The 17,535-nt window shown below is 66.6% G+C and carries 14 protein-coding genes; 1 reads left to right on the top strand and 13 read right to left on the bottom strand.

Annotated elements, in window-relative coordinates:
* Positions 1 to 208 precede the first annotated feature (208 nt).
* The 11 genes from mgtE to Aeroheme_RS19645 all read right to left on the bottom strand — a co-directional run bounded on the left by mgtE (position 209) and on the right by Aeroheme_RS19645 (position 13,844).
* The gene (gene mgtE, locus Aeroheme_RS19695) at positions 209 to 1,633 is read right to left on the bottom strand and encodes a magnesium transporter (RefSeq protein ID WP_411166426.1); all 1,425 of its coding nucleotides are present in this window, start codon (positions 1,631 to 1,633) and stop codon (positions 209 to 211) included.
* A gap of 145 nt (positions 1,634 to 1,778) precedes the next feature.
* Positions 1,779 to 3,185 carry a siroheme synthase CysG gene (gene cysG / locus Aeroheme_RS19690; RefSeq protein WP_411166425.1) on the bottom strand — a complete coding sequence of 469 codons (1,407 nt, stop codon included), beginning with the start codon at positions 3,183 to 3,185 and terminating at the stop codon, positions 1,779 to 1,781.
* 12 nt (positions 3,186 to 3,197) lie between these two features.
* The gene (gene nirC, locus Aeroheme_RS19685; protein WP_411166424.1) at positions 3,198 to 4,010 is read right to left on the bottom strand and encodes a nitrite transporter NirC; all 813 of its coding nucleotides are present in this window, start codon (positions 4,008 to 4,010) and stop codon (positions 3,198 to 3,200) included.
* A 51-nt stretch (positions 4,011 to 4,061) separates the two neighbouring features.
* The gene (nirD, locus tag Aeroheme_RS19680; protein WP_241343864.1) at positions 4,062 to 4,379 is read right to left on the bottom strand and encodes a nitrite reductase small subunit NirD; all 318 of its coding nucleotides are present in this window, start codon (positions 4,377 to 4,379) and stop codon (positions 4,062 to 4,064) included.
* Positions 4,379 to 6,925 carry a nitrite reductase large subunit NirB gene (nirB, locus tag Aeroheme_RS19675; RefSeq protein ID WP_411166423.1) on the bottom strand — a complete coding sequence of 849 codons (2,547 nt, stop codon included), beginning with the start codon at positions 6,923 to 6,925 and terminating at the stop codon, positions 4,379 to 4,381. Before nirB ends, nirD begins: the two co-directional genes overlap by 1 nt.
* 226 nt (positions 6,926 to 7,151) lie before the next feature.
* On the bottom strand, positions 7,152 to 8,240 hold the full coding sequence (locus Aeroheme_RS19670) for an ABC transporter permease (RefSeq protein ID WP_411166422.1): 1,089 nt from the start codon (positions 8,238 to 8,240) through the stop codon (positions 7,152 to 7,154).
* Positions 8,241 to 8,242: 2 nt separating this feature from the next.
* The gene (locus tag Aeroheme_RS19665; protein ID WP_411166421.1) at positions 8,243 to 9,352 is read right to left on the bottom strand and encodes an ABC transporter permease; all 1,110 of its coding nucleotides are present in this window, start codon (positions 9,350 to 9,352) and stop codon (positions 8,243 to 8,245) included.
* The gene (locus Aeroheme_RS19660) at positions 9,349 to 11,103 is read right to left on the bottom strand and encodes an ATP-binding cassette domain-containing protein (protein WP_411166420.1); all 1,755 of its coding nucleotides are present in this window, start codon (positions 11,101 to 11,103) and stop codon (positions 9,349 to 9,351) included. The genes Aeroheme_RS19665 and Aeroheme_RS19660 overlap by 4 nt, the downstream gene beginning before the upstream one ends.
* The gene (gene hlyD, locus Aeroheme_RS19655) at positions 11,100 to 12,068 is read right to left on the bottom strand and encodes a secretion protein HlyD (protein ID WP_411166419.1); all 969 of its coding nucleotides are present in this window, start codon (positions 12,066 to 12,068) and stop codon (positions 11,100 to 11,102) included. The genes Aeroheme_RS19660 and hlyD overlap by 4 nt, the downstream gene beginning before the upstream one ends.
* On the bottom strand, positions 12,065 to 12,697 hold the full coding sequence (locus Aeroheme_RS19650) for a TetR/AcrR family transcriptional regulator (protein WP_411166418.1): 633 nt from the start codon (positions 12,695 to 12,697) through the stop codon (positions 12,065 to 12,067). The genes hlyD and Aeroheme_RS19650 overlap by 4 nt, the downstream gene beginning before the upstream one ends.
* 226 nt (positions 12,698 to 12,923) lie before the next feature.
* Complete coding sequence (locus Aeroheme_RS19645; protein WP_411167268.1) at positions 12,924 to 13,844, bottom strand: LysR family transcriptional regulator; 921 nt, start codon at positions 13,842 to 13,844, stop codon at positions 12,924 to 12,926.
* Positions 13,845 to 14,030: 186 nt separating this feature from the next.
* On the opposite strand from Aeroheme_RS19645, the gene Aeroheme_RS19640 reads away from it, so the two are divergent.
* A complete protein-coding gene (locus Aeroheme_RS19640) occupies positions 14,031 to 15,419 on the top strand; it encodes an MFS transporter (RefSeq protein WP_411166417.1) in 1,389 nt (462 codons plus the stop codon).
* Between the two features lie 69 nt (positions 15,420 to 15,488).
* On the opposite strand, the gene hslU is transcribed toward Aeroheme_RS19640, so the two are convergent.
* Together hslU and hslV are read right to left on the bottom strand one after the other, a co-directional pair.
* Entirely contained in the window at positions 15,489 to 16,817 is a 1,329-nt protein-coding gene (hslU, locus tag Aeroheme_RS19635; protein WP_005328414.1) for an HslU--HslV peptidase ATPase subunit, read from the bottom strand.
* Positions 16,818 to 16,885: 68 nt separating this feature from the next.
* Positions 16,886 to 17,419, bottom strand: a complete 534-nt coding sequence (gene hslV, locus Aeroheme_RS19630) for an ATP-dependent protease subunit HslV (protein WP_005340772.1) — start codon at positions 17,417 to 17,419, stop codon at positions 16,886 to 16,888.
* Between the last annotated feature and the right edge of the window lie 116 nt (positions 17,420 to 17,535).

Here is a 17,535-nt window from a genome sequence, read left to right as displayed (position 1 = left end):
AATGAATATTCCTTGAACAAGCATGGGGATAAGAGGCAGCGCATCGATTCCCCGCAGCCCATGGCCTGGTCGCCGAGAGGCTCAGAGTACCGAGCTGCCATGGCGGATTTTCATCACCCGCCTTGCGGGTCAGGGGGCATGTGCCCGTCCTCCCGGCCGAAAAAACAAAGGGACCATCAGGCCCCTTCATATTGGCGCCGATCCGCCACTAGAGCAGGAACAGGGTCGCCAGCCCGAGGAAGATGAAGAAGCCGCCGGTGTCGGTGATGGCGGTGATCATCACGCTGGCCCCCACCGCCGGATCCCGGCCGAGGCGGGTCATGGTCATGGGGATGATGACCCCCATCAGGGCCGCGACCAGCAGGTTGAGTATCATGGCCAGGGTCATCACGGCGCCCAGCGCCGCATCCTGATAGAGGAAGTAGGTGGCGACCCCCATGGTGCCGCCCCACACCAGGCCGTTGATCAGCGCCACCCCCAGCTCGCGCCACAGCAGGAAGGAGACGTTGCCCGGCTGGATGTGCTGCAGCGCCAGCGCCCGCACTATCATGGTGATGGTCTGGTTGCCGGTGTTGCCACCTATGCCCGCGACTATGGGCATCAGGGCTGCCAGCGCCACCAGCTGCGAGATGCTGTGCTCGAACAGGCCGATGACACGCGAGGCCATGAAGGCGGTGCAGAGGTTGAGGGCGAGCCAGGCCCAGCGGGTCTTGACCGCCTTGCTGACCGGGGCGAAGACATCTTCATCCTCGCTGATCCCCCCCATGCGGCGCAGATCGGTGTCGCTCTCCTCATAGACCAGATCCACCACCTCGGCGACGGTGAGCCGGCCCATCAGCTTGCCCTTGCCATCCACCACGGCGGCGGAGATGAGATCGTCCCGCTCGAAGGTGCGGGCCGCGGCCTCGTCGTTGTCTTCCGGATCGAAGGTGACGGGGTTCTTCTCCATCACGTCTCCCACCTTGGTATCGGGCTTGTGCAGCAGCACTGTGGTGAGCGGCAGCTCCCCCTGCAGCCGGTTGCGCCTGTCGGTGACGAACAGCTTGTCGGTGTTGGTGGGGATCTTGCCGAGCTGGCGCAGATAGCGCTGCACCGTCGCCAGGCTTATGTCGGCCCTCACCGTGATCAGCTCGAAGTCCATCATGGCGCCGACCGTGTGCTTGCCGTAGCGGATCACTTCCCGCACCCGGTCGCGCTGGTCGGGGGCCATGGAGGTGAGCAGCCGTCCCATCAGGTTGCGGGGCAGGTATTGGCCGAGGTAGATCTGATCGTCGATGTCGAGGGTGCGCAGGGCGTGCAGCAGCGCCTTGTCGCTCATGCCGCTGATCAGGCTGTCCCACACCGTCTCCGACGCCTCGACCAGGATCTGGCCATGCCTCTCCGGGTCCACCTGCTGCCAGAGCACGTGGCGCTCGTCCGGCGGCAGGGATTCCAGCGCATCGGCGACGTCGGCGGCCGGCAGGCTGTTGACCAGGCGCGTCAGCTCGCTGGTCTGATCCCGCAGCTCGGCGTCCTGCACCCCCTGCGGATCCAGCAGGCTGTCGGTGAGGGCATCGTCGGCCAGCAGCAGGGTGAGGATGCGGGATCTGTCGTGTTCACGCTGCTTGGCGCTGTTCTTGGGGGGGAGAGACATGCAACAAGATTCCTGAATTCGGTTGGCCGGATGGCCGTGCCCCATAGGATACCAGACCCAAAACAATAGGTTATGACTGTAAATGCAGTAAAAAAAACGCCACCCTCAGGGTGGCGCTTGCAATACAGGGGCGTTGGGCACCGGATCAGGCGGAGGCCACCGTCTGCTGGGGGTCGCTGGCCTGACCGAACCAGGCAAGCTTGCCGGCCAGGGTCACCACAGAGCCGACCATGATGAGGGCCGGGCTCTCGACCCCGACCGCCAGCTCGGGCAGCTGGTCCAGGGTGCCACGGATGACCCGCTGGCTCGGCTGGGTGCCGCGCTCGATCAGCGCCACCGGGGTGTCGCCGGCCTTGCCGTGGGCCATCAGTCGCTCACGGATCACCCCACAGGATGAAAGCCCCATATAGAACACCAGGGTCTGCCGATCCCGGGCCAGCAGGGGCCAGTCGAGATCCTGGGCGCCGCCCTTGCCGTGGGCGGTGACGAAGCGCACGCTCTGGGCGTGATCGCGGTGGGTGAGGGGGATGCCCGCGTAGGCGGCGCAGCCGCTCGCGGCCGTGATCCCCGGCACCACCTGGAAGCCCACGCCGCTGCCGACTAGCGTCTCCAGCTCCTCACCGCCCCGGCCGAAGATGAAGGGGTCGCCGCCCTTCAGCCGCACCACCCGTTGCCCCTTCCTGGCTTCCTCCAGTAAGAGTTGGTTGATGCCCTCCTGGGGCACGCAGTGGTTGCCCGCCTGCTTGCCGACGAAGATGCGTCTGGCATCCCGTCGCACCAGCGCCATCACCTCGTCCGACACCAGCCGGTCATAGACAACCACATCCGCCTGCTGCATCTGGCGCAGGGCGTGCAGGGTGAGCAGGCCGGGATCGCCGGGACCGGCGCCCACCAGGATCACCTCGCCCTTGGCAGCGGCATCCTCGGCAAAGAGCGCGTCGGCCAGTTGGTTGGCGGCGGCCTTGTCGCCGCGCGCCAGCGCCTGACCGAGCCGGTCGGCACCGAGCAGCCGCTCCCAGAACTGGCGTCGCTCCCCCATGCTGGCGAAGCGGGCCTTGACCCTGTCTCTCAGGCCGCCGGCAAAGGTCGCCACCGTGCCGAGGTGCTGGGGCAGCAGGGCCTCCAGCTTCTCGCGCAGCAAACGGGCCAGCACCGGGGCCTTGCCGCCGGAGGAGATGGCCACCATCAGCGGCGAGCGGTCGATGATGGACGGCATGATGAAGCTGGAGCGCTTGGGGTCGTCTACTACGTTGGCAAATATCCCCGCCTGGTTCGCGCTCTGGTAGACCAGCGCATTGACTTCGCGCCTGTCGGTGGCGGCCACCACCAGCCACTTGCCCGTCAGCTGAGCCGGCTCGAATTCGGCGGTGAGCCAGTCGATGGTCCCGTCGGCGGCCAGCCCCGCCAGCTCGGGGTCGAGGGCGGGCGCCACTACGGTGAGGTGAGCACCGGCATCCAGCAGCAGGCGCGCCTTGCGCTCCGCTACCTCACCGCCGCCAACCAGCAGCACGGGTTTATTGTCGAGTCGGCAAAAGATGGGCAAGTAGTCCATGGGGCCTCCGGATCAGGCGGTTTGGGTCTGGCTGGCGGTGGCGCTGGCGTCGGTCACTGGGACGGGACGCTCCGCCTTGGGGGTGGCATACCAGTAACCGAGGCCCATGAAGATCGCGCCGGAGACGGTATTGCCAAGGGTGACCCACAGCAGGTTGTGGCCTATGCCACCCAGGGTGTAGGCATCCGAGTGGGCGCCGAACCAGGAGAGGGCGAACAGGGTCATGTTGGCGATCGAGTGCTCATAACCGGAGGCGATAAAGGCCAGCAGGCACCACCAGATGGCGATGAACTTGGCCGCGCCCTCGGTGCGCAGCGCCATCCAGATGGCGAGGCAGACCAGCCAGTTGCAGAGGATCCCCTTCATGAACAGGGTCAGGGCCGGCGCCTGGGTCTTGGCCAGCGCCACCTTGTGGGCCAGGCTGCCCGCGTCCGGCAGCAAGCTGCCGCCGTAGGAGTAGATCAGCGCTACTGCGATGGAGCCGAGCAGGTTGCCGGCCCAGGTCTGGGGCAGGATGCGCAGCAGATCGCCCATGGAGATCTTGCCCGCCTTAACCCCCAGGGTGAGGAACATGGTGTGGCCGGTGAACAGCTCGGAGCCGGCGATGATCACCAGGGTCAGGGCGATGCCGAAGGTGGCCCCCATCACCAGCGGACGAATGCTGGGATCCACCAGGTTGCCCAGGGTGAAGATGAGTATGATGCCCAGGCCCACATAGGCCCCCGCCATGGCAGAGCTCAGCCAGAAGCCGAGTTTGTCGTCCCGCTCGAAGCGGTTGATGCGGGCCGCGTTGGCGGCGCACTTGTTGATGGTGTCGGTATACATGCTGGTTCTCTCTAAACGGGCCGCCTGCAGGCCGCCCTGATGTGTATGGGATTAGACGGCGACCCAGACCTGCTGGTCACGCACTTCAACGGCATAGGCCGCAATCGACATGGCCGGATTCTCGAAGCAGTGGCCGTCGCTCAGGCGAAAGCGCTGCTTCTTGAGCGGGCTGGCGACCCAGAGCGCGCCGTCGTGTTCACAGATGATGCCCCGCGACAGCACGTTGGCGGCGAAGAAGGGATCCCGGTTGTCGATGGCGAACACCTCGGCCGCTTCGCTCGGGCGGAACAGTGCGATCTGGCGACCTTCGATCAGGGCGCAGACGCCGGTGCCTGGGAAAATGTCGTTCAGTTGACAGGCGAATTTCATCATTTGGCCTCCACTTCGATCTGGTAGACGGGGATGCGCTCCGCCGGGGTGGCGGGCCTGTGCTGGTCACGCTCGCTGACGAACTGCACGTCAGGGTCACGTTTGCCGCTGTTGATGAAGTGGCTGAAGCGCTTGAGCGCTTCCTCTTCATTCAGGGTGCGGGACCATTCGCACTCGTAGCCGTCGATCAGCACCTGGATGTCACGTTCCAGGGTCTCATTCAGTCCCAGCTTGTCGTCGACTATCACCTCGCGCAGGTAGTCGACGCCCCCTTCCAGGTTGCCGAGCCAGACCGAGGTGCGCTGCAGCTTGTCGGCGCTGGTGACGTAGAACATCATGAAACGGTCGATCAGCTTGATCAGCGTCTCGCGGTCCAGGTCCGAGGCCAGCAGATCGGCGTGGCGCGGCTTCATGCCGCCGTTGCCGCCCACATAGAGGTTCCAGCCCGCGTCCGTGGCTATGATGCCGACGTCCTTGCCCTGGGCTTCCGCACATTCGCGGGTGCAGCCGGAGACACCGAACTTCATCTTGTGCGGGGTGCGAATGCCCTTGTAGCGATTCTCGAGGAAGACCCCGAGGCCGACGCTGTCCTGCACGCCGAAGCGGCACCAGGTGCTGCCGACGCAGGTCTTGGCCATGCGCAGCGCCTTGGCGTAGGCCTGACCGGTCTCGAAGCCTGCGGCCAGCAATTTCCGCCAGATGGCGGGCAGATCGTCTTTCTGAGCCCCGAACAGGCCGATGCGCTGGGCGCCGGTGATCTTGGTGTAGAGCTGGTAGTCACGGGCCACCTCGGCCACCGCCAGCAGGCCTGCCGGGGTCACCTCGCCACCGGCCATGCGCGGGATGACGGAGTAGCTGCCGTCCTTCTGCATGTTGCCGAGGAAGATGTCGTTGGTGTCCTGCAGCTGGGTGTTCTGCGGGCTCAGCACATGGCCGTTCCAGCAGGAGGCGAGGATGGAGCCGACCGTGGGTTTGCACACCTCGCAGCCATAGCCCTGACCGTGTCTGGCCAGCAGCTCGTCGAAGCTCTTGATCCCTTCCACCTTGACCAAATGGAACAGCTCCTGGCGGGAGTGGGGGAAGTGGGCACAGAGGTGGTTGTTGACCTCTATGCCCTGCTTCACCAGCTCGGCGTTGAGCACCTGGCTGATGAGCGGCACGCAGCCGCCGCAACCGGTGCCGGCCTTGGTGTGCTGCTTGATGGCGGCCAGCGTGGTGTGACCCTCGGCCACCGCCTGGGCGATATCGCCCTTGGAGACGTCGAAGCAGGAGCAGATCTGGGCGGTGGACGGCAGGGCATCGACCCCCAGGGTCGGCTTGGCACCGGCATAGGCGGGCAGGATCAGGGTGTCCGGGTGGGATGGCAGCGGCAGGGCGTTGAGCATCAGCTGCAGCAGGTTGCCGTAGTCATCCACGTCGCCGACCAGCACGGCGCCGAGCAGGCGACTGTTGTCTTCGCTCACCACTATCCGCTTGTAGACGCCGGCCTGATCGTCCTGGAACACATAGCTGTGGCTGCCGGGCGTGCGGCCGTGGGCATCGCCGATGGAGCCGACGGAGACGCCGAGCAGCTTGAGCTTGGCGCTCATGTCCGCCCCCTCGAAGCGGCTGTCGCCGCCGAGCAGGTGATCCACCGTGATCTGGGCCATCTTGTAACCCGGCGCCACCAGGCCGAAGAAGCGGCCTTGCCAGGCGGCGCATTCGCCGATGGCATAGATGTCGGGGTCGGAGGTGAGGCAGTGATCGTCGACCGCGACGCCGCCGCGCTCGGCTATGGCCAGTTCACAGTAGCGGCCGAGGGTGTCCTGCGGGCGTATGCCGGTGGAGAAGACCACTACGTCCACGTCAAGCGCGCTGCCGTCGGCGAAGGCGAGGCGGTGTTTGGCCTCCTTGCCGCCGTGCATCAGGATCTCGCTGGTGCTCTTGCTGGTGTGCACCTGCACCCCCATGGACTCGATCTTGCGGCGCAGCAGCTGGCCGCCCTGGCCATCGAGCTGCTCCGCCATCAGCACAGGGGCGAACTCCACCACGTGGGTCTCGAGGCCCAGCGCCTTGAGGGCACCGGCCGCCTCCAGCCCGAGCAGACCACCACCCACCACCACGCCGCTCTTGCCGCTCTTGGCGGCGCTGCGGATGGCCTTCAGATCCTCGATGGTGCGATAGACGAAGCACTCGTGGTGCTGGCTGCCCTGAATGGGCGGCACCCAGGGGTAGGAGCCGGTGGCCAGCACCAGCTTGTCGTAGCCGACCACAGTGCCCTTGTTGGAGTGCACCTCGCGGGTTGCCCTGTCGATTTTTTTCACCGCTTCGCCGAGCAGCAGGCGGATGCCGTGCTTCTCGTAGAAACCGGGTTTGACGAGGGAGAGATCTTCGCTGGTGTGGTGGGAGAAGTAGGAGGAGAGATGGACACGATCGTAGGCGGGACGCGGTTCTGCACCGAAGACGGTGATCTCGAACCGGCCCGGATCGGATCGCTCGATCAACTCTTCGATGAAGCGGTGCCCCACCATGCCGTTGCCGATGACGGCCAGCCTGACTTTGCTCATGATTGCCTCTGATTTGGAGTAATAAAACATCATTCTGAAGCTAGGCTAACCAGTCGGCGGGGGCGGTCGATTGATGCAAATCAAGTGTCTATTTATATATCTCCTCAGGGGTAATTCGAGGGAATTCAAACTTATACATAAATGGGTATACCAGTTGACGGTTTCCGTACCCGGCGCGGTGGCTGGCTCCGGTCGAGTGCCGGCATGGGGGGCAGGGGCCGGGTCATCAGGCGATATGGCGGCGGAACATGGCCAGCGCCAGGGAGAGGGAGACACCGGCGATGGCGAGCAGGGGCCAGAGCAGGGGCCAGGCCGCCGACCAGCCGAGATCCTTGAGGAAGACTCCCTTGAGCAGCAGGATGAAGTGGCTGAGGGGATCCACGGCCGCCAGCCACTGGAACAACAGCGGCATGTTCTCGATGGGGGAGACGTAGCCGGAGAGGATCACCGCCGGCACCATGAAGGAGAAGACCCCGAGAAACGCCTGCTGCTGGGTCGAACAGAGGGACGAGACGAAGAGCCCTATCCCCGCCAGCGCCAGACCGTAGCAGACCATGCCTGCCATCAGCAGCGTGGTGCTGCCGCCAAACGGCACCTGATAGAGGAAGCGGGCCGCCAACGCGACTATGGTGCCCTGGCCCACCGCCACCAGAATGCCGGGCACCGCCTTGCCCGCCATGATCCAGCCTGCGGTGAGGGGGGAGACCAGCAGCTGATCGAAGGTGCCCTCTTCCCGCTCCCGCGCCACCGACAGGGCCGTGACGATGAGGCAGCCTATGGTGGTGATGATGGCCACCAGGGAGGGCAGTATGTGCCAGCTGAACTCTATGTTGGGGTTGTAGAGGTGGCGCACCGTGAGCTCCGGCAGCCCCTTGCCCTCGCTCTGCCAGCGGGCGATCACCTGATTGATGTAGCCCGCCGCCACCTGCCCCCCGTTGGAGCGGCGCCCGTCGATGATCAGCTGCACCTTGGCGGTGTCGCCGCGCGCCAGGCGGCGGGAGAAATCCTGCGGAATGATGAGGCCGATCAGGGCCTGCTGCCCAGTGATGGCATCTGTCATCACAGCCTCACCCGACACCGGCATCACAGTGGTGAAGGCGGGCATGTGGGTGAGGCGCTCGATGAGCTCCCGGCTCTGCGCCCCCCCATCCTGGTCGTAGATGGCCAGGGTGTTGCCGGTCACCTCCAGGGTGGCGGCGAAGGGGAAGAGGGCCGTTTGCAGCAGCACCGGCATGATGAGCAGGAAGCGCCCCTGGGTATTGCCCATCAGGGCCTGCAACTCTTTTCGGATCAACCACCAGAGTCGGATCAGCATGTTTACTCCAGGGTGCGCCGCGTCTTGCGGGCGGTGAGGGCCAGCCAGAAGGCGGCCAGCAGCAACAGGCAGACGCCGTTGACCAGCAGGATGGAGAGCACGTTGCCCGCCTGGTAGAGGGTCTGCAACGAGCTCGCGAAGTAGCGGGCCGGGATCAGGTGGGTGATGGCCCGCAACAGGGGCGGCATGCTGGCGATTTCGAACACGAAGCCCGAGAGCATCATGGCCGGCAGAAACGCTGCCGTCAGCGCGGCCTGGGCGGCGTTGAACTGGCTGCGCATCACTGTGGAGAGAAAGAGCCCGAGCCCGAGGGCGCTGCCGAGAAACAGGGTGGTGAGCACGAACAGGGAGATCAGCGAGCCGCGCCAGGGCACCCCCATCACGGCCACCGAGAAGAGCAGGCAGATGAGCATGGCGGCGATGCCGAGCCCGTAGTAGGGCAACAGCTTGGAGAGCAGCAACTCTGTCTTGGTCACCGGGGTGGCGAGCAGGGCCTCCATGGTGCCGCGCTCCCACTCCCGGGCCACCACCAGGGAGGTGAGCAGGGCGCCTATGATGGTCATCACCACGGCGATGGACCCGGGCACCAGGAAGTTGCGGCTCACCAGCGCCGGGTTGAACCAGGCGCGGCTCTCCACCGCCACCGGCAGGGAGACACCCTCCCTGGCGAGCCACCCCTGCCAGATCCCCTGCACGTAGTTGGTGACGAAGTTTGCCGTGTTGGGTTCGGAGCCGTCGGTGAGCAGCAAGACCCTGGGGGTGCTGCCGCCCTGGCCCGCCATGGCACGGGAGAACCCCTCGTCGATCACCAGCAGGCCTCGGATCTCGCCGCGCTCAAGGCTCTTGAGCAGCACCTCCTTGCTCGGACCGTCCTGCACCTCAAGGGCGTTCGAGCCGCGCAGGGCCTGTTCGAGGCGGATGGCCGGTGCGCCGCCGTCGGTGCGCCAGATGCCGAGTCGCAGGTGGTCCACATCCAGGTTGATGGCGTAGCCCATCACCACCAGCAGCACCACGGGCATGATGAAGGCGATCAGGATGCTGCTGGGGTCGCGCACTATTTGCAGGGACTCCTTGTGGCACAGGGCCAGCAGACGGCGGCGGTTGATGCTCATGCGTCCTCCTCGCTGGCCTGCTCGACTAGCGTGATGAAGGCCTCTTCCATCGTTGGTAATGAAGAGGTTGGCAAGGAGAGGGGGTTGCCTCCGGCGGCACTGGCCTTGAGTTCGTCCGGGGTGCCGAGCGCCAGCAGGCGACCGCGGTAGATGAGGGCGATGCGGTCGCAATACTCCGCCTCGTCCATGAAGTGGGTGGTGACCAGCACTGTGACCCCGTGATCGGCCAGGGCGTTGATGTGGGACCAGAACTCCCGCCGGGTCACAGGATCGACCCCCGAGGTAGGCTCGTCGAGGAACAGCAGCGGCGGCTCGTGGAGCAGGGCGCAGGCGAGGGACAGGCGCTGGCGCAGGCCAAGGGGCAGGGATTCCGTTTGCTGGTCGAGCCAGGGGCCGAGGGCGAACGCCTTCACCATGGCGTCGATGCGCGTCTGCTGCTGGCGACCGAACAGGCCGTAGATGCCGGCGAAGAACGACAGGTTCTGGGCCACGGTGAGTTGCTTGTAGAGGGAGAACTTCTGGGCCATGTAGCCGAGGTGCTGACGCGCCGCCGAGGGGCTGCGGGCCAGATCGATGCCGGTCACCAGCGCCTGCCCGCTGCTTGGGCGCAGCAGGCCGCACTCCATCTTGAAGGTGGTGGACTTGCCCGCGCCGTTGGGGCCGAGCAGGCCGAAGATCTCCCCCCGGCGCACCGCGAAGCTGACGTCGTCGGTGGCGGTGAAATCGCCGAAACGCTTGGTGAGGCGGCGCGCCTCGATCACCGCCTCCGGGGAGACCCCCTCGGGCAGGCTGGCCTCGCGCATCAGCTGCGCCAGGCTGGATTCCCCACCCGGGCCGCCCCCCAGCAGATCGATAAAGGCATCTTCGAGCCGCGCAGGGGTCGGTACGAAGCCACCCTCCGAGAGGCCGAGCTCCGCCAGGGGAGGCTGCATCTGGCCCGGGTGCAGCAGCAGGCGCACCCGCTCCCCCGCCACGGTGCCGTCCATCACAGCCGGGTGGGCCAGGGCGCGGCGCAACAGGGCGCGCCGCTCACGGCCGTCCAGTTCTCCGGCTTCCAGCAGCCAGCAGCGGCTCGCCATGGCCCCCATGAGTGCCGCCGGGGTGCCGCTGGTGCGCACCTCGCCGTCCGCCATCAGCAGCACGTGGTCGCACAGCTCGGCCTCATCGAGGTAGGCGGTGCTCCAGAGCACCGTCATGCCTCCCTGGGCCAGCTCGCGCACCATCTTCCAGAGGGCGCGGCGGGAGATGGGATCGACCCCGACCCCGGGCTCGTCGAGCAGCAGCACGTCCGGGGTGCCGAGCAGGGCGCAGGCCAGACCCAGCTTCTGCTTCATTCCCCCCGACAGCTTGCCCGCCGGCCGTGCGGTGAAGCGGGCGAGATCGGTGAAGGCGAGCAGGCGCTCGAAGGTGGGGCTGCGCTCTGGCTCCAGCACGCCGCGCAAGTCAGCATAGAGGTTGAGGTTCTCCTGCACGCTGAGATCCTCGTAGAGCCCGAACTGCTGGGGCATGTAGCCGAGCCGCTGGCGCAGGGCATCCCCCTCGCGCACCGGATCCAGCCCCAGCACCCGGATCTCCCCGGCCTCCGGCACCAGCAGACCGGCCAGCAGGCGCAGCAGTGTGCTCTTGCCCGCGCCGTCCGGCCCCACCAGACCCGTGATGCCGCCGCTCGGAATGGTGGCCGAGATGGCGTTGAGGGCCACCCGATCGCCGAAGCACTTGGTGAGCCCGGCGAGCTGGATGGCGGCGTTCATGGCTGCAGCCTGACGGTGACCGGCATCCCCTGGCGCAGGGCAGAGTCAGGATCCTGCACCACTATGCGCAGCCGGTAGACCAGGTGGGTGCGAAGGTCCGGCGTCTCCACGGATTTGGGGGTGAACTCGGCGGTGGGGGAGACAAAGCCCACCACCCCCTGATAGGGCTTGTCCGGCCTTGAGTCGGTGGTCAGGGTCACCCTGGCGCCGCTCGGGAAGTGGCCGAGCCAGGGCTCCTCCACATAGGCGCGCACCCAGACAGGCGCTGTCAGTGAGAGGTTGAAGGCGGTGGCTCCCGGCTGCACCATGCTGCCAGTCTCTATGGCGCGGGTGAGGAGGATGCCGTCGCTCGGGGCTGTCAGCGTGGCGTCGGCGAGCGCCAGTTCGGCACTGGCCAGCGCCGCTTTGGCCCCTTGCAGCTGGGCATCGGACTGGGCTATCTCCTCCGGGCGATAACCGGTCTCGAGCTGGCCGAGCTGCTCGCGTGCGGAGCGAACCTGGGCCTGGGTCTGATCCCGCTGGGAGCGGGCGCTGTCGAGCTGACCACGGGAGATGGCACCGGTCGCCGCCAGCGCACTCTGGCGACGCCACTGCTGCTCTGCCTCGAGCGCAGCCGCCTCGGCGGCGGCCAGTTCGGCCCGTGCCCGATCGCGCTCTTCGCTGCGATACCCCTTGTGCACCAAGGCGTTGGCCGCTTCGATCGCGGCCAGATTGGCGCTTGCGCTGTCGCGCTGGTGGGCGAGGGGCACGGGATCGAGACGCGCCAGCGGCTGACCCGCCTTGATGATGTCCCCCTCATCGACCAGCACCTCGTTGACCCTGCCGCCGACCCTGAACGCCAGGTTCACATCGCGGATGTCGACGTTGCCGTAGAGGATGGAGCCGTCGGCCGGACGGCCCTGCCACCAGAGGTAGCCACCGATGACGGATAGCAGCAGGACCAGGATGGCGATGCGTTGTTTCATGCGGGATCTCCTTCGGAGCGGCGCAGGCCGCGCAGGGCCCACGTCAGGCGTTGCCGGGCGGCCTCGGGGTTGTCTATCTGGGACAAAAACGGCGCCGCCTCCGGGGGCAGCCAGCCGAGCTGGCGACCACCACCGGCGATCACCAGGGGCAGACCGACGGAGCCCATGATGAAGATCATCAGTTGCAGCGGGTGGCCCGCCACCAGGGATCCCTCCACCTGCGCCTTCTGGACCTGCTCGAGCAGCAGCAGGGGGTGGCGGCGCGGCAGGCTCAGCAGAAAGCGCTGGGCCGCGTTCTCGCCGGCCAGAGCATCGCCAAACAGGTGATTGATGAAGCTGCGCTGGCGCGCCACCAGGGCGATCACCGCCACCATGGTGGCCTCGAAGGTCGCGAGGGCAGAGGGGTAGGTGCCGCGGGCAGCCACCGCCTTGAGCTCATCAAAGAGGGGGGCGTACCAGAGCTCCACCAGCTCGTCGATGAAGGCGTCGCGGTTGCCAAAGTGATAGACGAAGGTGCCGAGATTGACTTCGGCCGCCGCCGCCAGCTCGCGCACAGTGAGGCCGCGCAATCCCTTGTCGGTGGCGATCGCAAGGCCCGTATCGAGCAGTTTTTGACGAGTGGGGTGCATCTAACAAGGCTCCTGCTGCACTGATTTTGATCTGAATTATACGCTCGTATAAATCCGAGGGAAGGGGGCGGGTCGATCTTTTTTTGAACAAGGGGTGAGCGGCGCCTCGCGGCTCTGTGTGACGGAGGGAAAAGGCGGGTGCAGCGTGCCGGAACCTTCGGAATTTCGGGCGGCCGCGCCGTGCTCCCCGGGCGGCCAGGAGGTGGATTTGCCTGCCGCCGGGTGATCAGCTGTCTCTGATGTCCACTCCATAGGGGGCCTGGGCGCAGGTCTCGCGGATGAGGGTGCGCAGCCAGCGGTGAGCCGGGTCGGCGTCCTGACTGGGGTGCCAGATCAGGGCGACCCTGATCCCTGCCAGCGGGAAGGGCAGGGGCAGGGTCACCAGATCGGCGTGCAGGGCGGCGCAGTGCCGCTCGGGAACCGTCGCCACCAGGTCGCTGCCCCGCACCAGGGCCAGGGCAGTGGCAAAGCCGGGGACCAGGGTCGCCGCCTCGCGTGCCAGCCCGAGGCGCGCCAGGGCCTCGTCTATGGGACCCTGCTCCAGCCCGCGCCGCGACACCATGATGTGGCGGGCGGCGGCATAGCGGGCGGCGGTCAGGGTACCCTCGCACAGGGGGTGGCCCGGACGCACCACGGCGACGAAGTGGTCCTGAAACAGCGCCTGGGTACGCAGCTCGGGCGCCGTCTCTGCACCTATGACGCCGGTTTCGAAATCCAGCTCGCCGCTGCGCAGGGGGCGGCTCCCCTTGTCGGGCTTGGCCAGAAAGTGCAGCCTGACCCCAGGGGCCTCGGCGGCGAGCCGGGCCAGCAGGGCAGGGCCGACCGCCTCCACGAAGCCGTCGCTGGATCTCAGGCGGAAGGTGCGCACCAGCCGGGCCGGGTCTATCTCCTGCTGGGGGCGCAGCACGGCATGCGCCTCCTGCACCAGCTGGCTGACCTGGGCGCGCAGGGCCAGGGCACGCGGCGTGGGCACCAGACCCCGGCCCGCCCTGACCAGCAGGGGGTCACCCGTGGTCTCCCGCAGCCTGGCCAGGGCCCGGCTCATGGCGGAGGGGCTCAAGGAGAGTCGTCTGGCGGCACCGGCCACGCTGCCCTCGTCCAGCAGGGCATCCAGGGTCAGCAGCAGATTGAAGTCGGGGGTGTTCATGGTGTTGCCCTCGCCGAGCCGGGGATCCCGGGTGATGACCCATGACGGTCGGTTGGCTTCATCATACGCGAGAACCCCGATCTTCATATGGCGTCTCGTGCAGCTATAAGCTGCAAGTCGTGCGTCTTCCGCCAACTCATACCCCCCGCTAGCCTTGTGGCATCATCCTCTGCCGGAGACTGTGCCATGTCAGAACCCAAGCCCCTTCCGACCCCTGCCGCTCGCCGTCTCGGCCTGCTGGCACTCGGCCTCGCCACCCTGCTGCCCATGTTGGGGGGTAGCCTGGCCAACATGGTGCTGCCCGCCCTGGGGCAGGCCTTTGCAGTGCCCTTTGCCAGCCTGCAGTGGGTGCTGGTGGCCTATCTGCTGGGGATCACCTGCCTGACTGTGGTGGCCGGCCGACTGGGGGACAGGTTCGGTCGGCGTCGCCTGCTGCTCCTGGGGCTGGGGCTCTTTGCGCTGGCCTCGTTGCTGTGCGCCCTGGCGCCGACCATAGGCTGGCTGATCGCGGCCCGTGCCCTGCAGGGAGTCGCTGCAGCCTGCATGCTCTCCCTGGCGCTGGCCATGGTGGGCCAGCTGGTGCCGCTGGCGCGGCGGGGCTGGGGCATGGGGCTGCTCGGTACCCTGTCGGCCTGCGGCACTGCGCTCGGCCCCTCCTTTGGCGGCCTGCTGACGGCCGGCTTTGGCTGGCAGGCCCCCTTCCTGCTGCTGGTGCCCCTCAGCCTGCTGGCGCTGGGCTGTGCCCGGCTCGGTCTGCCCGGGGACGGCTCCTCGCCACAAAAGGAGGGGATGAACCTCGCGAGCCTGTCACTGCTGGTGGCGGCCCTGCTCTGCTACGGCCTGGCGCTGACTCTGGGGGGCACCCTGGCCCTCTGGTGGGGGATGGGGGCCCTGCTGGTCACGGCCTCGTTCGTTCGCCGCGAGCGCCGCGCCCCTGTGCCCCTGTTGCCGCTGGCGCTGCTGGGGGCCCCGGGGCTTGGCAACGGCCTTGTCGCCAGCGCCCTGGTGGCCAGCGTCATGGTGCTGACCCTGCTCATAGGCCCCTTCTACCTGAGGGGCGTCTTCGGTCTCAGTCTCGGGACTGTCGGCCTGATGATATCGGGCGGGCCCCTGCTGGCGGCCCTGACGGGCATGCCCGCTGGCTGGCTGGTGGACAGGCTGGGGGCGCGGCAGGTGGTCCGGCTGGGGCTGGCCGTCATGGGGGCTGCGGCCCTCGGTCTGGCCGGGGCGGCGGGGCAGTTCGGCCCGCTCGGCTACCTGCTTCCCATACTGCTGCTGACCACCGGCTATGCCCTGTTCCAGACCGCCAACAACAGTGCCGTGGTGGGTGGGGCGAGTGAGCAGACCCGGGGCGCCGTGGCCGGTCTGCTGACCCTGTCGCGCAATCTGGGCCAGCTGACCGGGGTGGCCGGGCTCGGCGGCCTGTTCGCCGCCCTGGTGGGAGAGCAGGGCCTGACCCTGGCCAGCGAGCTGGTGTTCGGCACCCGGGCCCTCTTCGCCCTGAGCGCCTTGCTGATTGGTCTGGCGTTCTGGCTGGTGGGTCGCCGCCGGGAGGGGATGTTGGTCAGCGCCTGAGCCTGAGCAGAAACGCATACAAAAACGCCTCCGCGAAGGGAGGCGTTTGTCTAACGGGAGGCGGCGAGCTTACAGAATATAGCGGCTCAGATCCTCGTCCTCGATCAGGGCACCGAGGTGGGCGTTGACGTAGTCGGTGTCGATGACGAAGGTCTCGCCGGACTTCTCGGAGGCGTCGTAGGAGATGTCTTCCATCAGCCGCTCCATCACTGTGTGCAGGCGGCGGGCGCCGATGTTCTCGGTGCGCTCGTTGACCTGCCAGGCCGCCTCGGCCAGACGGCGGATGCCGTCCTGGGTGAACTCGATCTTGACCCCTTCGGTGGCCATCAGCGCCTGGTACTGATCGGTCAGGGAGGCGTTCGGCTCGGTCAGGATCCGCTCGAAATCATGGGTAGTCAGGGCGGTCAGCTCGACCCGGATCGGCAGGCGACCTTGCAGCTCGGGGATGAGATCCGACGGACGGGCCACCTGGAAGGCGCCGGAGGCGACGAACAGTATGTGGTCTGTCTTGACCATGCCGTGCTTGGTGTTGACGGTGCAACCCTCGACCAGCGGCAGCAGGTCGCGCTGTACCCCTTCACGGGAGACATCGGGGCCCGAACTCTCGCCGCGCTTGCAGATCTTGTCGATCTCGTCGAGGAAGACGATGCCGTTGTTCTCGACCGCGGCAATGGCCTTCTGCTTCAGCTCTTCCGGGTTGACCAGGCGGGCCGCTTCCTCTTCGATCAGCGCCTTCATGGCCTCTTTGACCTTGATCTTGCGCTTCTTCTTCTGCTGCTGGCCGAGGTTCTGGAACAGCCCCTGCAGCTGGTTGGCCATCTCTTCCATGCCCGGCGGGGTCATGATGTCGACGCCCATGGGGGTGGCGGCCAGATCCAGCTCGATCTCCTTGTCATCCAGCTGACCTTCCCGCAGTTTCTTGCGGAAGATCTGGCGGGTGTTGGAGTTGTCGGCCTTCTCCTCCTCGCCCCAGCTGTTGCGCGGGTTCGGCAGCAGGGCGTCTAGGATGCGCTCCTCGGCGGCTTCCTCGGCGCGGTATTTCATCTTCTCCATCTCGGTCTCGCGCACCAGCTTGATGGCGACATCGGTGAGATCGCGGATGATGCTGTCCACTTCCTTGCCCACATAGCCCACTTCGGTGAACTTGGTCGCTTCCACCTTGATGAAGGGGGCGTTGGCCAGCTTGGCCAGACGACGGGCGATCTCGGTCTTGCCGACCCCGGTCGGGCCTATCATCAGGATGTTTTTCGGGGTCACTTCATGGCGCATCTCTTCGCTGAGCTGCATCCGGCGCCAGCGGTTGCGCAGGGCCACGGCCACCGCACGCTTGGCATCGGCCTGACCGATGATGTGTCTGTCCAGCTCGTGGACGATTTCTCTCGGGGTCATCTCGGACATGATGGAGTTCCTGTATCCGGGGCGGGCAGGGCCCACCCCTTGGAGAATGAGTTGGCTGACGGGCGCCCTTACTTGGCGCTGTAGTCCAGCACTTCGATGGTGTGGTTGCCGTTGGTGAAGACGCAGATGTCGCCCGCAATCTTGAGGGACTTCTCGACTATGGTCCTGGCATCCAGCTCGGTGTTTTCCAGCAGGGCGATGGCGGCGGACTGGGCGAAGTTGCCGCCGCTGCCGATGGCGATCAGGTCATGCTCCGGCTGCACCACGTCACCGTTGCCGGTGATGATGAAGGATTTGTGCTCGTCGGCCACGGCCAGCAGGGCCTCGAGACGGCGCAGGGCGCGATCGGTGCGCCAGTCCTTGGCCAGCGCCACGGCGGCGCGTTCCAGGTTGCCCTGATGGGCCTGCAGTTTGGCTTCGAAGCGCTCGAGCAGGGTGAAGGCGTCGGCGGTGCCGCCAGCGAAACCGGCCAGCACCTTGCCGTTGTAGAGGCGATGAACCTTGCGGGCGTTGCCCTTCATGACGGTGTTGCCGAGGGAGACCTGGCCATCACCGCCGATCACGACCTGGCCGTTGCGGCGGACGGAAACTATGGTAGTCACTTTACTTACCTCGCTTGAGCCGAATGACGGCCGGACTGTGCATGGCAAGAAAGATGGGGATGGCAAACCGGCTTTTCAAGCCTGCCTGTTGTCGGGATAAAGGAGGAGGCCATGTC

Origin of the sequence: Aeromonas sp. DSM 116730 (assembly GCF_046581335.1) — a bacterium.
Lineage (GTDB): Bacteria > Pseudomonadota > Gammaproteobacteria > Enterobacterales > Aeromonadaceae > Aeromonas > Aeromonas rivipollensis.
This window is presented reverse-complemented; position numbering and strand designations above follow the sequence as displayed.

Bases quoted from the DNA above. Each gene is read 5' to 3' on its own strand.
- Aeroheme_RS19660 (WP_411166420.1), bottom strand. From the start codon at position 11,103: ATGAACGCCGCCATCCAGCTCGCCGGGCTCACCAAGTGCTTCGGCGAT.
- cysG (WP_411166425.1), bottom strand. From the start codon at position 3,185: ATGGACTACTTGCCCATCTTTTGCCGACTCGACAATAAACCCGTGCTG.
- nirB (WP_411166423.1), bottom strand. From the start codon at position 6,925: ATGAGCAAAGTCAGGCTGGCCGTCATCGGCAACGGCATGGTGGGGCAC.
- hlyD (WP_411166419.1), bottom strand. From the start codon at position 12,068: ATGAAACAACGCATCGCCATCCTGGTCCTGCTGCTATCCGTCATCGGT.
- Aeroheme_RS19665 (WP_411166421.1), bottom strand. From the start codon at position 9,352: ATGAGCATCAACCGCCGCCGTCTGCTGGCCCTGTGCCACAAGGAGTCC.
- nirC (WP_411166424.1), bottom strand. From the start codon at position 4,010: ATGTATACCGACACCATCAACAAGTGCGCCGCCAACGCGGCCCGCATC.
- mgtE (WP_411166426.1), bottom strand. From the start codon at position 1,633: ATGTCTCTCCCCCCCAAGAACAGCGCCAAGCAGCGTGAACACGACAGA.
- Aeroheme_RS19670 (WP_411166422.1), bottom strand. From the start codon at position 8,240: ATGCTGATCCGACTCTGGTGGTTGATCCGAAAAGAGTTGCAGGCCCTG.
- Aeroheme_RS19645 (WP_411167268.1), bottom strand. From the start codon at position 13,844: ATGAACACCCCCGACTTCAATCTGCTGCTGACCCTGGATGCCCTGCTG.
- hslU (WP_005328414.1), bottom strand. From the start codon at position 16,817: ATGTCCGAGATGACCCCGAGAGAAATCGTCCACGAGCTGGACAGACAC.
- Aeroheme_RS19650 (WP_411166418.1), bottom strand. From the start codon at position 12,697: ATGCACCCCACTCGTCAAAAACTGCTCGATACGGGCCTTGCGATCGCC.
- nirD (WP_241343864.1), bottom strand. From the start codon at position 4,379: ATGAAATTCGCCTGTCAACTGAACGACATTTTCCCAGGCACCGGCGTC.
- Aeroheme_RS19640 (WP_411166417.1), top strand. From the start codon at position 14,031: ATGTCAGAACCCAAGCCCCTTCCGACCCCTGCCGCTCGCCGTCTCGGC.